This window comes from Rhizobium sp. WYJ-E13, from assembly GCF_018987265.1.
Taxonomy (GTDB): Bacteria; Pseudomonadota; Alphaproteobacteria; order Rhizobiales; family Rhizobiaceae; genus Rhizobium.
In genome coordinates this window covers 2,054,141-2,070,292 of record NZ_CP076853.1, presented here as the reverse complement: position 1 = coordinate 2,070,292, position 16,152 = coordinate 2,054,141, and the positions used below count along the sequence as shown (strand labels likewise).

The window sequence follows — 16,152 nt, the reverse complement described above, 5'->3', positions numbered from 1 at the left end:
GAAGCCTCGTGCCTCATGGCTCACAAGGGAGGTAGCGGCGCCGCCCCAATGAATGCTCCAAAGCGCTGTGCGTTCACACGTCACGGTTCCGCTACCTTCCTCTCTCGCGCGCCACGGCCAGAAGGAGCGGCGCCAGGGCGGTGGTGAACGGACCGAAGGGCAGGCTCTGCAGGGCCTTGCCGACGAGGAAGGCGGCGGCCATGGCGGTGGAAAGCTTCAGCCAGGGATGATCGCCGAGCTGCGCATGGGCGCTCGCATCCGCCCAGCGGATATTCTCTTCGACCACGTTGCCCGCCTGATGGCGGATGATATGCAGGCGGGCGCGCAGATTGTCGATCTCGTAACGCACGTCCTCGATCTGCCGCTCGAGCTCCGCGCGCGAGGCGGCGCGCTCGACATCGACGACGATCTCTTCCACCGGCGCATCCTCGGCGACCGCATCCAGATAGGCGCGGTATTCCGCCTCACTCTCGAAACCCTCATGACGGGCGGCGTGGTCGGTCGGCGTGATGCGGTCGGCCGGCGGCTGCTCGCCCGCATCCTTCACCTCGTCCTTGCCTTCGATCGTGTCTCTGCCTGTGCTGCCCGCCATCTCGGTCTCCTCATTCGCTGACGGAGTTCAAACGTTTGACGCGGAAAAAGGATGCATGGGTTTTACGGGTATCGCGCACGCCGGCTTCACGTTCTCCGCGGAGAAAAAAAGCCCGCCCCCTTGTGGGGAGGGGCTTTCACTTGGTACCGGCCGGGTTGATCCCTGACAGCTAGGACTGAACGAGGATCACCAGGGTCTCGGGCAATACGCCGTCATATTCCATCGCATCAGCCGCTTGCTTGCTTTTCATGAGTTCCGTCAGGCGGCCCATGTCGGCGACGTCCATGACGAGGCCAACCTTGTTGGACGATTGCGGATCGACGAAGGTGCGAATGTTCGTGCAGCCGATCGGTTCGAAAATTTCCTTGCGACGGGGCGAGGCGAGCCAGTGTTTGACGTCCTTGACGTCGTGATGAGCCAGGATGGTTGGCATTGCGTCCTCCTCTTGCTTCTCCTGATATCAGAGCCGGAGAAAACTCTACGCCTCGGGTCATCGCATGGATATCACCCGCATGGGTGGGTGCATCTGGTTTTACGGGACAGGATGATCACCGTTCCGATCGAACTCGACGTGACGAATATCAAGCCAAACGGAACGGTGCGCTCGAACGAAACGGAGCTGGCGGGAATTGAAACATCCGAGGAGGGAAAAGGATGCATGGCCTTCCCCGGCTGTTAGAGGGCTATGCCGATATCATCAGCTTGCCGATCTGCTGGGCCAATTGAGCCTGGGTATAGGGTTTTCCGAGCCTTGCGACATCGAGGTCGAGGCCCGGCGGCAGTTCGGCATAGCCGGAGGCGATCAGGATGGGTAAGCGCGGGGCGATCTCGCGGGCTGCCCTGGCGAGCTCGCCGCCGGTCATTCCCGGCATCGAATAATCCGTGATCATCAGGTCGAAAGCCGCGCCGTTGCTTAGGCACTCCAGCGCCTCCCTGCCGGAATGGGCTTCCACCACCTCATGCCCGAGATCGGCCAGCATGTCGGCCGAACTCATGGCGATCAGCACGTCATCGTCGACGAGCAGGATGCGTTTCGGGCCGGAAGCCGGTTCTGCATTCTCCGCTGGCCCTTCGGCGGGCTCCGGCACGGCAGCGGGCGCGGGCGAAACCGGTATCCACAGCTCTGCCGTTGTGCCCTTGCCGGGCTCGCTTGCAAGCTTTAGTTCGCCGTTCAGCTGCAGGGCCAGTCCATGGATCATCGAAAGGCCAAGCCCGGTGCCCTTCCCCAGTTCCTTGGTCGAAAAGAACGGCTCCACCGCCTTTCGCAGCGTCTCCTTGTCCATGCCGTGTCCCTGATCGGTGACGGAGAGGACGACATAATCCCCGGCGGCGAGTTCATCGGTGGCGGCAGCCCGGCGGGCCTCTTTCAGCTCTATGCGGATGGTGCCGCCGTCGGGCATCGCATCGCGGCCGTTGACGGCGAGATTGAGAAGCGCCAGCTCGATTTGGTTGGCATCGGCCGAAACCGGCGGAAGCTCGTCGGGAACCACGGTTTCGATCGTCACGGTGGAGCCGACGGAGCGCTGCAGAAGATCGGCCATTCCAAGCACGAGGCCGGTCATGTCGACCCGGCCGATGTGAAGGTCCTGCCTGCGCGCGAATGCGAGCAGCCGCTGGGTCAGCGATGCGCCGCGCCTGGCGCCCTGCAGCGCGCCGTCGATGAGGCGGATCGCCTTGGTATTGTCGCCGACATGTTTGCGCAGCAGTTCGAGATTGCCGAGCACGGCCATCAGCAGGTTGTTGAAGTCATGCGCCACGCCGCCGGTCAGCTGGCCGATCGCCTCCATCTTCTGGGCCTGGCGCAGCTGCTCCTCGGCCCGCTGGCGCTGGCCGATTTCCGCCACCATCGTCGCATGGGCCTGTTCGAGTTCGCGGGTGCGTTCGGCCACCCGTTCCTCGAGGATCTCGTTGAGCCGCCGCTGATGTTCCTCGGCCTCGAGCCGGTCGGTGATATCTGCCGAGACGCCGACGAGTTTCATCCCTCTGCCGGCGCGATCCCGGTGAAGCTGGGCGCGGATTTCGGCCCAGTGAACGGTGCCGTCCTTCCAGACCGTCCGGTATTCGATTGAATAGTCCGATCCCATCTCCACGCTTTTCTCTACGGCGGCCAGCATGCGGGCACGGTCATTAGGGTGGATTGCCATTATCATGTCCCGATAGGTGAAATCCTCGTCTGGGCTGTGGCCGAAAATGGCCTTGCAGGCGGCCGAGGCCGTTAGAATCCCGGTGGCAAGGTCGAGTTCCCAGGCGCCGAGCCGGCCGGCGGCGAGCGCCGTCTGCAAGCGGTGCTCACCTTCATCCAGCGCCTCCATGCGCAGCCGGGCATCGTATTGGCGTCTTCGTCCGCGCAGGGCCGCGCGCGTGACGCTGATGAAGGTCGTGGCATGGAAAGGGCGTTCGACGAAGCTGACATTGCCGAGCACTTCCAGCAGCCTGGCCGCCGCGGGGTTGCGCTCGGGGCCGCCGCCGCGGTTGGTGAGAATAATGAAGGGCAGGTCGGACCAACTCGGCTGCGCCTCGATCCACGCCGAGAGGGCGCGCAGGTCGGCATAGCGCAGTGCCTCCTCGGTAATGATGGCGAGCGCCGTGTCGTCGCCGAGACAGGCGACGAACGAGGTGAGGTCGGATACCGCCCGTGACGGAATGCCGGCTTCCCGCAGAAGCGCGACCGCAATCTGCGCATCACGCCCAAGCGGCGCGTGGATCAGGGCTATGGCATCATTATTAGGAATCGTCGCCATCCGCGTGCCCGCTTTATTGCAGTAACGGCTTACGGTCATCGACGAGTGTCGGCAGCCCGCGAAGGATCCCCTGGAAGCCGGTTAGCGGCTGGCCCAGGATCAGCCCTTCATGGGTGATCTTGTATTCGCGGATGGTTTCCTCATGTTTGCCGGTCCGCTTCTTGATGACGGAGACGGCTCTGCGGACCATGCCATGTGCTTCGAAATAACGAAGCAGGATCACTGTATCGGCGAGATAGGTGACATCGACGGGCGATTTCATGTCGTCGACGAGGCCGTGCTGGGCAACGGTCAGGAAAGTGTTGGCGCCCTGCCGGTTCAGATATTGCAGCAGTTCGTGCATGTGCAGGAGGAGGGCGTTTTCTTCCGGCATCGCTTGCTGGTAGCCGTTGATGCTGTCGAGGACGACGGTCTTGGCATCGTAGTCTGCCACCCGCTCCCTGACGCGCTGGGCAAACTCTCCGGGCGACAGTTCGGCGGCATCCAGTTGTTCGATATGGAGCATTCCGTCATGGCTCATCTTCTGGAGATCGAGGCCCATCGACTTCGTGCGGGCAAACAGCAGGCCCAGTTCCTCGTCGAAGACGAATACTGCGGCCCTTTCGCCGCGCTTGACGGCCGCCTCGACGAATTGCAGCGAAAACAGGCTCTTGCCCGTGCCCGCCGGCCCGATCAAGAGCGTGCTCGACCCGCGTTCGATGCCGCCGCCGAGAAGCTCGTCGAACTCCCGGATGCCACTCTTCAGTACCGCGCGGGCAAAGCTCGTCTTGTGCTCGATGGCGCGCAGGCGTGGGAAGACGTAGACACCGCCGGTTCTGATGATGAAATCATGATAGCCGCCGCGGAAGGACTGGCCGCGATATTTGATGACCCGCAGGCTGCGGCGCTCAGGCCCATAGCTGCGCGCCAGCTGCTCGAGATGGATGACCCCGTGCACCACGCTATGGACCGTCTTGTCCAGAGTGTCGGAGGTCATGTCGTCGAGCAGCAGCACGGTGGCATCGGAGCCGGAGAAGAAGTGCTTGAGCGCGAGGATCTGCCGGCGATAGCGCAGCGAGCTTTGCGCCAGAAGCCTGATCTCGGAGAGGCTGTCGATGACGACCCGCTGCGGCTTGACGCGCTTGAAGGACTCGAAGATCAGCTTCGTCGTCTCGCCGAGTTCGAGATCGGAGGAGTAGAGAAGGCTCTGCTGCTGGTCGGCATCGAGCAGGCTTTCGGGCGGCACGAGCTCGAAAATCTCGATCTCCTCGCCGATCTTCATGCCGTGCGACCTGGCGCTCTCGCACAATTCCTCCCTGGTTTCGGAAAGGCTGATGTAGAGGCAGCGCTCGCCAAGGGCGGCACCTTCCACGAGAAACTGCAGCGCGATCGTCGTCTTGCCCGTGCCCGGAGACCCTTCGAGGAGAAAGACGTGACTGCGCGTGAAACCGCCGGCAAGAACATCGTCCAGCCCAGCGACGCCGGTTTTTGCCTTCGTTCTCGAAATTTCGTCCATGTTTCCTCCGTCTTTCCAAGAAATTAGGACCGGTTACTGCCAGGACAAGCCGACATCGAAACGCATGAGACAAAGAATAAGTTCTCGCCGGCCGTAAGATTTTCAGCCGCAAGCCCGATCTGTTGCGGCGGCTCTACTTGGAGATGGTAGGCGTGCTGGCCCCTGCTGGCGGCAACGATCGTGCGCGGCTCCCCGCGCGCGGCTGGGGCGGCGGATGCGAAATCTCCGGCACTGCAAGGATGGTTTTGCATCCCCGGCAGGGAAAGTGTTAAGAGCCAGCCATGACCCCATCAACAGAACTAGACTGTCAGGCCTGCGGCGCGTGCTGTTCCTATTCGAGCGAATGGCCGAGGTTCACCACCGAGAGCGACGCCGACCTGGATCTGCTGCCGGCGCATTTCGTTTGGGCGGATCAGACGGGCATGCGTTGCGATGGAGAGCGCTGCTCTGCGCTCTCGGGCACGGTCGGCTCATATGTCTCGTGCATGGTCTATGATATCAGGCCGGATGTGTGCCGCGCCTGCCTTCCCGGCGACGAAGCCTGCCTGACGGCGCGCGAGGCCTACGGGCTGATGTAGATCAATACCGGTCGCCAAGCGTGCCGAACCTCTTCACGGCAACCGTATCAGAACATTGCTTCCTTCTGGTGCCGCACCGCAAGGATCGTGACTGTGTTCTGATCGAAGCGGTAGCGGGCCACATATCCGCTGTCTCCGAAATCGATGAGCCATTCGCGGTATTGCTCGGGCAGGTCCTCGATCAGGCGGCCCATATGCGGATGCAGGCAGAGCGTTCTGACACCTGCGAGGATCGTTTCCCCCGCTCGCCTTGCTGCCGAGGGGTTTTTCGGCGTCAGCAAATCCCGCAGCCGTTGCAGGTCGCGGATCGCTGCCGGCGAAAAGACTACTTGTGGCATTCGGGTGCGGGCAGCTCGTCGTCAGTTCCCCAGGTGGAAAGCCATGTCTCGACTTCGTCACCTGTGACATGCAGTCCGGTCGCCTGAAATTCGTCCCAGGCGTCCAGCGTCTGCTGTCGCAACGCCTCGCGCTTTTCCTCGCGCGCCACATATTGTGCAATGGCTTCCCGCATGATCCAGTGGGACGAGCGACGGCGAAGCTCGGCCAGATGCTGGACGCGGCCCTTCAGTTCATCATCGAGCTTGAGCGAGGTCGGCGATGCCATACGGGCCTCTTTAGTCAAAGGTAATACCTGACGCTAATGTAGGCTCTGCGCCGGCGCCTGTCGATGACAATATCTGCGTCTTAAAATCTTGGAGACGATAGCCTGCGAAGGGCCGGGCAGATTTGAAGCTGATGGCGCGTGCTTGAGCGTCGGCGCCATCTGCCGCTCGATCCGGCTCGCACTCAGTCCAGGAGATCGGCCGGCACCTTGCCGCCGTTTTCCGACAGTTTCTTCATCAGCGCCTTGTGCAGGAAGATGTTCATTTTCGCGCTGTCACCGGTATCGCCGGTGTAGCCGAGTTCGCCGGCCAGTTCCTTGCGCTCCGCCATGCTCGCATCCATTCCAAGCGCCTTCATGAGATCGACGATCGAATGGCGCCAGTCGAGCTTCTGGCCGGATTTTTTCACGGCTGCGTTCAGCATCTGCTCGATATCGACAGGCTGCGTCCTGGCCGGGGCAGGTGAGGGATTGGTGGTCGGCGCCGGCGAGGGGGCGGCGGGCGCGGCCGAAGCCGGTGCGCTCGCCGTGGGCGCCGAGGTGGCGGGGGCGGTGGGCGCCGGTGCGGGCGCTGCGGCCTCGGTGGCTTGTGCCTCGCCGAAAATAGCGTGCTTGATGCGGTCGAAAATGCTCATGGGAAACCCTCCTCCGGTGGTCGAGATGGGGAAACGCCGCTGGGTGGCCAGGTGTTCCGCGTGGTGATGTCGGTTTTGAGGCTCTATCGGTTGAAAGACCCCGGTTCTCACCCCAAAACCTCGTCCAGCCAGTTGAAGACCCGCAAATCCCTCAACCCGTATCCGCCCGGCTCGCAATGCAGATCGGCCCCGTCGGATGCCGCAAAAGCCGCCATCGTCTTCGGCCCCGTCAGCATCGTGTAGAGCTGTTGCGATTGCCCGGGCCAGAAGGCCTCGTTGGCGGGCTCGGTAATCAGCATCGGGCAGGTGATCCTGTCAGCCACATCATCCAGCCGGTAAGCCATCGTCGCCTTGAAGGCGTCGAAATAGGAGGTGGTGCCATAGGGTCGCATGCGGAAGGCGAGCGCGTTCTTCGTTGCGGGGTCCAGCATCCTGGCCATATAGCCGTCGAACTCTTCCTTCTTGCCGGCATCCAGCAGCGCCAGCATCGGCGGCGGCAGGGTGGCCGTCCAGGAGGCGGAGACATCGGTCACGCCGGGGTCGGCGATCGCAGCGGCGATGCGTTTTTCGAAGGCGACGGCGCGCGGCACCCAATAGCCACCCTGGCTGATGCCCTGGATCGCAATGCGCCCGGGATCGACCCCTTGCAGCGTCAGCGCGAAATCGACGACCGGGGTCACCACATGCTCGAAATCCGGGCGGAAGGGCATGCCCTGTTTCCATAGCGCATAACCTTGGCCCGGCCCGTCGAAGGTCAGGCAATCATAGCCGCGCGCGGTGCCGCCGGCCGCCCCCATCATCCACATGTCGAGAGCCGAGCCATCGCTGCCATTGACGAGGATCAGCAGCGGGCGCTTCTGCGCATTGCCCTTGCCGCGGAAATAGAAGCCGCGCAGCGCCGTATTCTCATAGGGAATGCTCACCTCTTCGATCGGCGGATCGAAGAGCGGAAGCGATTTCAGCCAGCAATCGTCCATCTTCTGCCAGGCGGCGGTGATCTTGCCGGGGTCGCCGGTGCCATCGGCGAAATAGGTGGCGCTGTCATAATAATTCTGCGCCCAGAGCAGCGCCTGCCGGGCGCTCTCCCGGTGGCCGCCGGAGAGCGAATCCTCGGCAATGACGCGCGCCTCGTCGCCGGCAGCGATCATCGCGCCATAGGCGCTGTCGAAATTGCCATCCTCGATCTGGCGCGTGAGATAGAGAACCTTGCCGACATTGCCGCCCTGGTGATAGGCGCGCCCGAGGCTGGTCAGGAGCACATATTCGAAGGCAGAATTCCTGAAGAAATAGCTCGCCTGATGCGCCGCCATCGGCGTCGTCGGCAGGTTTTCGGCAGGCTTGTTCCCGGCCGGAGGCTTGGCGGCCTGGCCCGGCACTTCGGTTGCCTGCGCAGTCATTCCCGCCCCGAAACCTGCGGCGACCATGCCGATGCCGAACTGTTTTCTTGTCAGCTTCATTCTATCCCCTCCGGATACTTGGCTCCCCAGACGATTGGTTGAGGATTTTACTTTAGCATTATTGCGGAGATGCGTCAGGAAGGGTGCGGCGATGGAGAAATACCCGCGTGGCGATGCGGTGTTTGCGTCGGTCTCCGGCCGCTGGAATTCGTGGCGGCGGATCCGGAGGGGGCTTCGGGCGCCTACCGCACCCGCCATCTTCCGTCACGAAAACTCGTTCGCCCGCGGCCCGGCAAGCGTCACCCGCCAGGTCGATTTTGCCCGGAAATCCTGCGTCGCCAGAAACGTATAGGGCGTGGCTCTCCAGGGTTTCACCGCGTTGTTGAGATTGTCGAGCACGTAATCGCCGTCGTCCATGCGGGCGATCAGCACGACGTGGTTCTCGTCACGCAGGCCGATCACCACCGAGAGCGCCAGGCGGTTTGCCGGAAAACCGGCGTCGATCAGGTCCTTCATCTTCTGCAAAGCGTAATCCTCGCAGTCGCCCCGGCCGCCGACGGGCAGGGTCCAGTCGTCGGCGGAGCGGTCCTCCGTCGAGCGGACGCGCAGGTTCACGGTGCGGGTGACCTTGCGAAGAAGCGGCATGCCCGCCTGCTCGGCTGTCGCTCGCGAGGGAGTCCCACGGCAAAGCCAGCGGTAACTGGCACAGGCGGACGCGAATCCCACCGGCGCGCCGATGCTTCTGCCGACCGGCAGCAGCTGTCCGGCAAATGCCTGAAATTGCATGGGAAAGAACACAAGGGAAACAAGACAAACAAGCCGTCGCATGAATCACCCCTCTATTGTTCATGTGAGAAGGTAACACGGTTTATACTAAAACTTTAATAAAAATTATTACTTGCGTAATTAACTATAGATTAAGAACCTGTGTCAGTATCCACAGTTTATTCTTGGAATTAACTTTTTGCTAATATAGGAATTCCCCTCAGTTAACGGTTTGTTAACTTTGGGAGAAAAAAGATGATCCGCAAAGCAGCGAAGTATAGCGTCGCCGTTGCTTACCTCTTGGCAAGCAGCAGCCTCACGATGGCCGCACCGGCAGTTGTCAACTGCGCCACGGCTGCGCCAGGCTCGATCGAGGCCAGGCTGTGCCTGCCGACGAAATCCATCCGTACCGACAATGACAGCCGCACGGTCAATAACGACAGCAGCGGCAACCGCTTCGGCGGTAGCTCCGGCAGCAATTCCGGCAGCAACACCGGCTCTGGCAAACAGGCGTCGAACCAGAATCCTTCCGGTGATCAGAACAGCGGCGGCAACGACGGCAACGGCGGCGGTGACGGCAACACTGGCGGCTCCGGCGATGGTGACGGGGATGGCCCCGGCGATCATCACGGTGGTCATCATGGTGGCCACCACGGCGGCAAGGACCGTGACCATCACGGCGGCAAGGACCGTGATCACCACGGCGGCAAGGATCGCGACCACCACGGCGGCAAGGACCGTGATCACCACGGCGGCAAGGATCGCGACCACCGCGGCGGCAAGGATCGCGACCACCATGGCGATAAGGACCATGGCGATAAGGATCGTGGTGATCGTGGTGACAAGGATCACGGTGATCGCGGCGACAAGGGCCGAGGTGACAAGGGCGGCTCCGACCGGGGTGACAAGGGCGGCTCGGACAGGGGCGACAAGGGCGGCTCCGACCGGGGCGACAAGGGCGGCTCCGACCGGGGCGACAAGGGTGGCTCCGACCGGGGTGACAAGGGCGGCTCCGACCGGGGCGACAAGGGCGGCTCGGACAGGGGCGACAAGGGCGGCTCCGACCGGGGCGACAAGGGCGGCTCCGACCGGGGCGACAAGGGCGGTTCCGACCGGGGTGACAAGGGCGGCTCCGACCGGGGCGACAAGGGTGGCTCCGACCGAGGTGACAAGGGCGGCTCCGACCGGGGTGACAAGGGTGGCTCCGACCGGGGCGACAAGGGCGGCTCCGACCGAGGTGACAAGGGCGGCTCCGACCGAGGTGACAAGGGCGGCTCCGACCGGGGTGACAAGGGCGGCTCCGACCGGGGCGACAAGGGCGGCTCCGACCGGGGTGACAAGGGCGGCTCCGACCGGGGTGACAAGGGCGGCTCCGACCGGGGTGACAAGGGCGGCTCGGACAGGGGCGACAAGGGTGGCTCCGACCGGGGCGACAAGGGTGGCTCCGACAAGGACGGCAGCGGCGGCTCCGACAAGGGCAACGACAATGGCTCCGACAAGGGTGGCAGCAGCGGCTCGGACAATGGCTCCGACAAGGGCAACTCGGATAAGGGCAATTCCGACAATGGCAATTCGGATAAGGGCGGACACAACCGCGGCTGATCCGACGTCCTGAACCGGAAGAAGGGCTTCAGGAACCGAAGCCCTTCTTCAATGGCGGTATCGAAATGCGGTCCGGCGACGGTGTCTTGTCGCCACCATCTGCCGGGCGCATTCCCTTTCCTTCCTCATTCCTGTGCCCGCGTGCTGGCGCAAAGGAAGTCACAGGAATTCAGGCGTCGGCTCTGCGGTGATGGTTCATATGTGACTGCGTAGGAGTCACCGCGGCCAAAAGGGTGGGCGCTTGATCTCTGTGAGATAACTCGGGCTGGGCCGGGAACACAGAGATGAGGGGGGAGAGGGTTGTTTGGGGAGGGCCGGGGTCCGGGGAGGGGATGCCGGCTCTTGGGGGGGCGAAAAAGGGGTGCCGCGAGGTGCCCCTTTTTTGCGGCATCATGGAGCAAGTGCCACAAGATTTGGATAAGGGCTGAGGCTAAAGCAAAGGAGCCCGAGAGGCGACCACATTGTCGAAGCAAGTCGCCAGCGATGGCGGCGGCCTTGCCGCCATCTGTGCATGGTCCTGCACTCGCGAGAAAGGTCGCATTCCGTTCCGGCTTGCGAGTATCTGATCAGGCGATCGCACCGCCATCCGCTGTCAGTATCGCGCCGGTTATAATGCTCGCCGCGGGACTGGCCAGAAAGACAACTGCGTTCGCAACTTCGCGGGCCTCGGCGAAGCGTCCCAAGGATGTCATGCCTCGCTGGAATTCGGCGGCGGGACCGCTTGCCGGATTCGAGTCCGTGTCGGTCGAACCAGGCTGCACGAGGTTGACGGTGATTGCACTCGGCCCCAGCTCTCGCGAAAGGCCGCGCGTGAAGGAGGTGAGAGCCGCTTTGGACATCGCATAGGCCGTTACGCCTGCGAAGGGTACACGTTCACCGAGACCCGACCCGATGGAAATGATGCGTCCACCTGCCTTCAGATACGGAATTGCCGCTTTTGCAAACAGCACAGGTGCGCGGACGTTGATATCCATCATCTTCTGATAGGCTTCCACATCGAGGTCTGCGATCGTGCCATTCATCCCGACCGCAGCCGAGTTGACGAGAATATCGAGCCCACCAAGCTTATCGAGCGCCTCATTCACAGACCGCTGAATGGCCTTCGGATCGGCGCTGTCGGCCTGGATCGCAAAGGCACGTCGCCCCGTGCGCTGGATGGATTCGGTAACATTTTTGGCTCTCTCCTCCGAGTTCTGGTATGTGAATGCGACATCGGCGCCGTTCTCTGCCAGAGCGAGCGCGATTGCCGCTCCGATCCCGCGCGAGCCGCCTGTGACAAATGCGAGTTTGCCCTCAAGATTGATCATCTGTTCCTCGTTCGATTGTTGGATTTGTCGAGCTCGGGGATGAATCCCATAGGCTCGGCAGACAATATCTGAGAGCACCAGGTTGCCTCTCGTAGTGCCAACCAACGGAACGCTGTGTCGCGCAGGGAGGAACGGTTGCCCGCAGGGCGAACGGTTTTTCACCGCTCGTCTGCTTCCAGCGCATTAGGTGCTTTACTGGTTCGATGACGGCTGTTGGCGCAAAGCTGCCATGAACGCCACAGCCTTGACCGGTGGTACCTCCACGTCAGCTTCCTTTCGATGTCTTCGCCAGCATCTCGCTCAGCGTTGCCGCCGAGAACATGGCTTCGGCCAGGAGCTTCTTGAGCTTCTGGTTCTCTTCCTCCAGCGCTTTCACCCTTTTGGCATCGAGCCCGACATTTCGCACCTGCAGGGATTGCCATCGATAGAAGGTCGGCTCGCTGATGCCGTACCTGTGGCAAACATCGGCCACCGTCACACCGGCTTTGTGCTCCCTGAGAATGCCCGTAATCTGGTCGTCGTCGAATTTTCTCTTGCCCATCACCGCTTCAGTCCTCGCGAAATGCTCTGTTGAAACTGTCGAGCAATGGCCTGACAGCATAGAGCGCCACGCTGCTTTGACCCGTTTCGATCAGTGTCTGTGCGGGCATGCCCGCGATCAGTTCGACATCCCTCATTTTCGCCAGCCGCTCGTCCGTCACACGGATTGTCGCGGCAAAATAGGGCTGGCCGGTCTGTGGATCGGTGAGGCGGTCGGCCGATACATATTCGACCCGACCTTTCAGGAGCGGAACGCGCCGCTGATTGTAGGGAAGCAGATGAACCTGGGCCTCGAGCCCCGCACGGACGAGATTCATGTCTTCCGGTCTGACGTGGACGGACACGATGAGGCGATCGGAGCGCGGCAGGAGATCGACGAGCGGTTCGCCCGCGCCGACCACGCCACCAGCCGTGTGGATGCGCAGGTTCATGATCGTCCCATCCTCGGGGGCACGGATATCGGTCCTCAGGAGCTGGTCGTCGATCGCCCGCAGGCGCTCGCGCAGCTGCAAGATCCGGCTTTCCGTATCGCGCATGCCCTGGGCGACTTCGCTCAACCGGTCGCTCTCGAGCTTTGCGAGATCGGCCTGTGTCTCGCTGATCACCTGATGGGCGCGGGATATCTGCGCCTCGACCTGACCCTGCTGGCCATCGAGATCTGCTTTTTCCCGCTGGAGGTTGAGAAGCCTGCTCTTTTTTTCCAGTCCCTTGGCGTTGAGGGACGTCACCTGATCCAGTTCCTGTCTCGAGATCGCGGCCCTGTCGGCGAGTGCGGCCTTCTGCGCGCCCAGTCCGATGATTTCCTGCCGCACCTGCGCGATCTTTTCATTGGCGATCTGGATTTCGGCCTGCATGACCCGGCGACGGGCCTCGAAGATTTTCTGCTGCCCGGTCAGGATCGCGCCGACCGAAGGATATCTGTCCATGGCGGCCCTGAGGTCTTGCGGATAGACGACACGGTCGCCGCCCGTCTGCTCCGCAAACAGGCGGGCGCGGCTTCCTTCGGCGTCCCAGAGCTGCCCTTGAATGCTGTCGCGCTCGGCGCGGAACTTCGTGTCGTCGAGTTCGATCACGATCTGTCCGCCCATGACCCTGTCGCCGTTCTTGACGAGGATCCGCCTGATAATGCCGCCCTCCAGGTGCTGGATGGTCTTGCGGCTGGTTTCCGGCTCGATGACACCGGATGCGATCGCAGCGCTTTTCAACGGCGCCAGAACCGACCAGCCGCCCAATCCGACGATGAAGACGAGGATCAACAGGTTACCCGTCCAGACGACGCCTCTGAGCCCCGGCATGGGGGAAGGGGGAGCGATGCCGCGCTGGTTCTGTTCGATGACAGGCGAAAAATTCGTCCGCCGCCTGGCTGCCGCCGCCGATCGTTGCGCGAACTGCCGGCACGCCCTTGACCAGTTTGAAAATCTCGCCGGCTTTGCCTCCAGTTGAACAAGGGTCATGTCGGCGTCCCTCCCTATGTTCCTGTTCGAGATGGCGGTTGAAGATAGGTTTCATAGATCCGCTCGCTGTCGCCGAAGGCAGCCACCGTTCCGTTGCGGATGATGGCGATCTTGTTGGTGACCGGCAGGATCCCCATCCGGTGCGTTATGATAACGACGGTCATCCCACGGGATTTCATGCGCTCGATCGCGTGGAACAGCATGCGTTCTCCGTCATAATCCAGGCTCGAATTCGGATCGTCGAGAACGATCAGGGACGGATTTCCATAGGCTGCGCGCGCCAGTCCGAGCTGCTGGCGCTGGGCGCGCAGGAGCAGGTTTCCGCCTTCGCCGATATCGGTCTCGTAGCCGCGGGGCAGGCGCATGATCGCTTCGTGCAATCCGACCAGCTTTGCGGCCTCGATCGCCTTGCCGGGATCGCCTCCGTCCAGACGGCCGATCACATCCTTGATTGCGCCGCCGAAGAGTTCGATGTCCTGCGGCAGGTAGCCGACGTGGCGGGTCCCGCCGCAAAGGCGCAGAGCCGAGATATCGACCCCGCCGAGAAGGGCGCATCCGCTCGTTGCCGGCACGACGCCTGCCATGACGCGACCGAGCGTCGATTTTCCCGATCCCGAGGGGCCGATGAGCGCGACGCAATCGCCAGGTGCCAGGCGCAAGGTGATGCCGGTCAATATCGGCTCATTGGCTGATGGCCTGATATAGCTGACATTGTCGAGAACGAGGCCGCCGGGTTCCGGCACCGGCACCATTCGGGGGTCGGATCCCGATGCGACCGATATCAGCATATTGTTCAGGCGGTTGAAGGCATTGCGCGCATAGGTAAAGGCTCGCCATGCCCCGATCGCGCCCTCGATCGGCGCGAGCCCGCGCCCGAGCAGCAGGCTGGCAACGAAAATGATTCCGGGGCTGCCGTTGTTTTCGAGCACCAGCCATGTCGCCGATCCCATCATGAGGATCTGCGCGAGCGTGCGGACCGATTTGGAGAATCCAAGAATGATCTCCGTGCGATGCATCGCGATGTCCTGCGACCGTCTTGCCATTTCCGCATCGCGATAGACGATCTGCGCTGCGCCATCCTGCATGCCCATTGCCCTGATGACCTCGAGGTTCTTGAGGGCGGTCGAAAATCTGAGATAGCTTCTCGAAAGGGCAAGATTGGCCTGGCCGAGCGGCTCCCGCGTCGCCAGTTCCGTCAGGAACGCAAACAGCAGAAGCGCACATGCGCTCAGAAGCCCGATGGTCCCAAGCAGCGGATGAACGAGAAAGAGCAGGAGCAGGAACAGCGGCGCCCAGGGAACGTCGAAGAACAGCGAGCTGGCCGGTGAATCCAGGAACTGGCGCAGCGCGGCGAGATCCCGGTAGCATTCCGTGGCGGCTCCCGTATCGGCAAGAGTGGCATATTCGAATGATGCGGTCAGCACCATCGGCCGCAGCCTGTGGTCCAGCCAGCTGCCGATGCGCGAGAGAGCCGCCCTGCGCACGATATCGAGCATGGACCCGACCAGCACGGCGACGGCGATGATCAAGGTCAGCATCAGCAGCGTGTCGACGCTTCGGCTGGACAGGACCCTGTCATAGATCTGCAGGAGATAGACGGAAGGCGCCAGAAGAAAGAGATTGTAGCCGCAGCTGTAAAGGAAGACCAGGCCGAAGGCTCCGGCACAGGCTCGGAGCGCAACAACGAGGTGTGTCTGCGGGCGCGATAGCTTTGTAGAGATCGTTGCCATTATCAGATCTCGCTGCATTTGATACTGACAAGGAGGGGCTGCCTGCTGGTTCGGCAATATAGGAGGGTCGCCAGCCGGAGCCGGCGACCCTCAGGGACTGAGGTCATGAGCCGAGATGGCTGACGTCGATATGGCCGAAGGCGTTGATGAAATGATCGAGTGAATTGTTCACCGTCGTCGTTTCGGGATCGGTGTGAACCAGAGCCGATGCGATATCGCCGCCCAGAGCGTTGTTTCCGTTGCCGCCGTTGCCGCCGACGCCTGCGAGGATGGTGGCATGCTGGTCAGCCACGAGCTGCGTATATTGTGTCGCGGTCGTCGCCGCATTCACCGTAGCCGTGTCGCCGCCGCTCGTATTGCCTTGATCGCCGTTGGAGTGTGCTTCTCCTCCCGCGCCGCCGGCGCCGCTGGTGAGCGATGCCAGGAAGCCGTTCTGGGCCTGGCTGAAGCCGCCGGGTCCGCCACCGCCGGCGTCCCAACCTGCCGTCTGCCAGACGTGATCGCCGTTGTGCAGATGGGTCTCTGCCCCGTAGACCGTTTGTGAGGGGTCCACATAGGCAACCGGATTGTAGTTGATGTTGCCGTGGTTGTTGCCATCACCGCCGTTGCCGGCATTGGCGTCGCCCGCATCCGGGTTGTTGAGATAGATCGTGTCAGACATTTGTGGAATAGGCATTGATGTCACTCCTTCTACTTCGTTTCGTCCGTGAATCTT

16 protein-coding genes are annotated in these 16,152 nt (G+C 62.3%); 2 read left to right on the top strand and 14 right to left on the bottom strand.

From position 1 onward, the window contains the following. Positions 1-91 precede the first annotated feature (91 nt). The 4 genes from KQ933_RS10395 to KQ933_RS10380 all read right to left on the bottom strand — a co-directional run bounded on the left by KQ933_RS10395 (position 92) and on the right by KQ933_RS10380 (position 4,828). Positions 92-592 (bottom strand): hypothetical protein, encoded by a 501-nt coding sequence (locus KQ933_RS10395; RefSeq protein ID WP_216758693.1) that lies wholly within the window; start codon positions 590-592, stop codon positions 92-94. A 169-nt stretch (positions 593-761) separates the two neighbouring features. Then, positions 762-1,025 carry a hypothetical protein gene (locus tag KQ933_RS10390; protein WP_216758692.1) on the bottom strand — a complete coding sequence of 88 codons (264 nt, stop codon included), beginning with the start codon at positions 1,023-1,025 and terminating at the stop codon, positions 762-764. Positions 1,026-1,275: 250 nt separating this feature from the next. Further along, positions 1,276-3,333 (bottom strand): hybrid sensor histidine kinase/response regulator, encoded by a 2,058-nt coding sequence (locus KQ933_RS10385; protein ID WP_216758691.1) that lies wholly within the window; start codon positions 3,331-3,333, stop codon positions 1,276-1,278. 13 nt (positions 3,334-3,346) lie between these two features. Beyond that, the gene (locus KQ933_RS10380; protein ID WP_216758690.1) at positions 3,347-4,828 is read right to left on the bottom strand and encodes an ATPase domain-containing protein; all 1,482 of its coding nucleotides are present in this window, start codon (positions 4,826-4,828) and stop codon (positions 3,347-3,349) included. 281 nt (positions 4,829-5,109) lie between these two features. Between KQ933_RS10380 and KQ933_RS10375 the strand changes: the two genes are divergently transcribed. Then, a complete protein-coding gene (locus KQ933_RS10375) occupies positions 5,110-5,406 on the top strand; it encodes a YkgJ family cysteine cluster protein (protein WP_216758689.1) in 297 nt (98 codons plus the stop codon). A gap of 47 nt (positions 5,407-5,453) precedes the next feature. Here the strand turns inward: KQ933_RS10375 and KQ933_RS10370 are convergent, their stop codons facing one another. The 5 genes from KQ933_RS10370 to KQ933_RS10350 form a co-directional block, all read right to left on the bottom strand. Then, complete coding sequence (locus tag KQ933_RS10370) at positions 5,454-5,744, bottom strand: type II toxin-antitoxin system RelE/ParE family toxin (RefSeq protein WP_216758688.1); 291 nt, start codon at positions 5,742-5,744, stop codon at positions 5,454-5,456. After that, entirely contained in the window at positions 5,732-6,010 is a 279-nt protein-coding gene (locus KQ933_RS10365; protein WP_216758687.1) for a CopG family ribbon-helix-helix protein, read from the bottom strand. Before KQ933_RS10365 ends, KQ933_RS10370 begins: the two co-directional genes overlap by 13 nt. 182 nt (positions 6,011-6,192) lie before the next feature. Beyond that, positions 6,193-6,642 carry a DUF3597 domain-containing protein gene (locus KQ933_RS10360; RefSeq protein ID WP_216758686.1) on the bottom strand — a complete coding sequence of 150 codons (450 nt, stop codon included), beginning with the start codon at positions 6,640-6,642 and terminating at the stop codon, positions 6,193-6,195. A 107-nt stretch (positions 6,643-6,749) separates the two neighbouring features. Then, complete coding sequence (locus tag KQ933_RS10355) at positions 6,750-8,099, bottom strand: S9 family peptidase (protein WP_216758685.1); 1,350 nt, start codon at positions 8,097-8,099, stop codon at positions 6,750-6,752. A 204-nt stretch (positions 8,100-8,303) separates the two neighbouring features. Continuing rightward, entirely contained in the window at positions 8,304-8,867 is a 564-nt protein-coding gene (locus KQ933_RS10350) for a transglutaminase-like cysteine peptidase (protein ID WP_216758684.1), read from the bottom strand. A 192-nt stretch (positions 8,868-9,059) separates the two neighbouring features. Between KQ933_RS10350 and KQ933_RS33400 the strand changes: the two genes are divergently transcribed. Beyond that, entirely contained in the window at positions 9,060-10,406 is a 1,347-nt protein-coding gene (locus KQ933_RS33400) for a hypothetical protein (protein ID WP_253958314.1), read from the top strand. 566 nt (positions 10,407-10,972) lie between these two features. Here KQ933_RS33400 and KQ933_RS10340 read toward each other — a convergent pair. From KQ933_RS10340 to KQ933_RS10320, 5 genes are all read right to left on the bottom strand, one after another. Next, positions 10,973-11,713, bottom strand: coding sequence for an SDR family NAD(P)-dependent oxidoreductase (locus KQ933_RS10340; protein ID WP_216758683.1), 741 nt, complete (start codon positions 11,711-11,713; stop codon positions 10,973-10,975). Between the two features lie 265 nt (positions 11,714-11,978). Next, the gene (locus tag KQ933_RS10335) at positions 11,979-12,254 is read right to left on the bottom strand and encodes a transposase (RefSeq protein WP_216758682.1); all 276 of its coding nucleotides are present in this window, start codon (positions 12,252-12,254) and stop codon (positions 11,979-11,981) included. Positions 12,255-12,261: 7 nt separating this feature from the next. Beyond that, positions 12,262-13,707 (bottom strand): HlyD family type I secretion periplasmic adaptor subunit, encoded by a 1,446-nt coding sequence (locus KQ933_RS10330; RefSeq protein ID WP_216758681.1) that lies wholly within the window; start codon positions 13,705-13,707, stop codon positions 12,262-12,264. Positions 13,708-13,721: 14 nt separating this feature from the next. After that, the gene (locus KQ933_RS10325) at positions 13,722-15,437 is read right to left on the bottom strand and encodes a type I secretion system permease/ATPase (RefSeq protein WP_216758680.1); all 1,716 of its coding nucleotides are present in this window, start codon (positions 15,435-15,437) and stop codon (positions 13,722-13,724) included. A 103-nt stretch (positions 15,438-15,540) separates the two neighbouring features. After that, positions 15,541-16,113, bottom strand: a complete 573-nt coding sequence (locus KQ933_RS10320; RefSeq protein WP_216758679.1) for a PE-PGRS family protein — start codon at positions 16,111-16,113, stop codon at positions 15,541-15,543. Positions 16,114-16,152: the final 39 nt, after the last annotated feature.

What these genes read in the sequence shown, in the direction of transcription:
- KQ933_RS10335 (WP_216758682.1), bottom strand. Translation starts at nt 12,254, where the DNA reads ATGGGCAAGAGAAAATTCGACGACGACCAGATTACGGGCATTCTCAGG.
- KQ933_RS10395 (WP_216758693.1), bottom strand. Translation starts at nt 592, where the DNA reads ATGGCGGGCAGCACAGGCAGAGACACGATCGAAGGCAAGGACGAGGTG.
- KQ933_RS10385 (WP_216758691.1), bottom strand. Translation starts at nt 3,333, where the DNA reads ATGGCGACGATTCCTAATAATGATGCCATAGCCCTGATCCACGCGCCG.
- KQ933_RS10390 (WP_216758692.1), bottom strand. Translation starts at nt 1,025, where the DNA reads ATGCCAACCATCCTGGCTCATCACGACGTCAAGGACGTCAAACACTGG.
- KQ933_RS10360 (WP_216758686.1), bottom strand. Translation starts at nt 6,642, where the DNA reads ATGAGCATTTTCGACCGCATCAAGCACGCTATTTTCGGCGAGGCACAA.
- KQ933_RS10325 (WP_216758680.1), bottom strand. Translation starts at nt 15,437, where the DNA reads ATGGCAACGATCTCTACAAAGCTATCGCGCCCGCAGACACACCTCGTT.
- KQ933_RS10380 (WP_216758690.1), bottom strand. Translation starts at nt 4,828, where the DNA reads ATGGACGAAATTTCGAGAACGAAGGCAAAAACCGGCGTCGCTGGGCTG.
- KQ933_RS10330 (WP_216758681.1), bottom strand. Translation starts at nt 13,707, where the DNA reads ATGACCCTTGTTCAACTGGAGGCAAAGCCGGCGAGATTTTCAAACTGG.
- KQ933_RS10375 (WP_216758689.1), top strand. Translation starts at nt 5,110, where the DNA reads ATGACCCCATCAACAGAACTAGACTGTCAGGCCTGCGGCGCGTGCTGT.
- KQ933_RS10350 (WP_216758684.1), bottom strand. Translation starts at nt 8,867, where the DNA reads ATGCGACGGCTTGTTTGTCTTGTTTCCCTTGTGTTCTTTCCCATGCAA.
- KQ933_RS10355 (WP_216758685.1), bottom strand. Translation starts at nt 8,099, where the DNA reads ATGAAGCTGACAAGAAAACAGTTCGGCATCGGCATGGTCGCCGCAGGT.
- KQ933_RS10340 (WP_216758683.1), bottom strand. Translation starts at nt 11,713, where the DNA reads ATGATCAATCTTGAGGGCAAACTCGCATTTGTCACAGGCGGCTCGCGC.
- KQ933_RS33400 (WP_253958314.1), top strand. Translation starts at nt 9,060, where the DNA reads ATGATCCGCAAAGCAGCGAAGTATAGCGTCGCCGTTGCTTACCTCTTG.
- KQ933_RS10320 (WP_216758679.1), bottom strand. Translation starts at nt 16,113, where the DNA reads ATGCCTATTCCACAAATGTCTGACACGATCTATCTCAACAACCCGGAT.
- KQ933_RS10370 (WP_216758688.1), bottom strand. Translation starts at nt 5,744, where the DNA reads ATGCCACAAGTAGTCTTTTCGCCGGCAGCGATCCGCGACCTGCAACGG.
- KQ933_RS10365 (WP_216758687.1), bottom strand. Translation starts at nt 6,010, where the DNA reads ATGGCATCGCCGACCTCGCTCAAGCTCGATGATGAACTGAAGGGCCGC.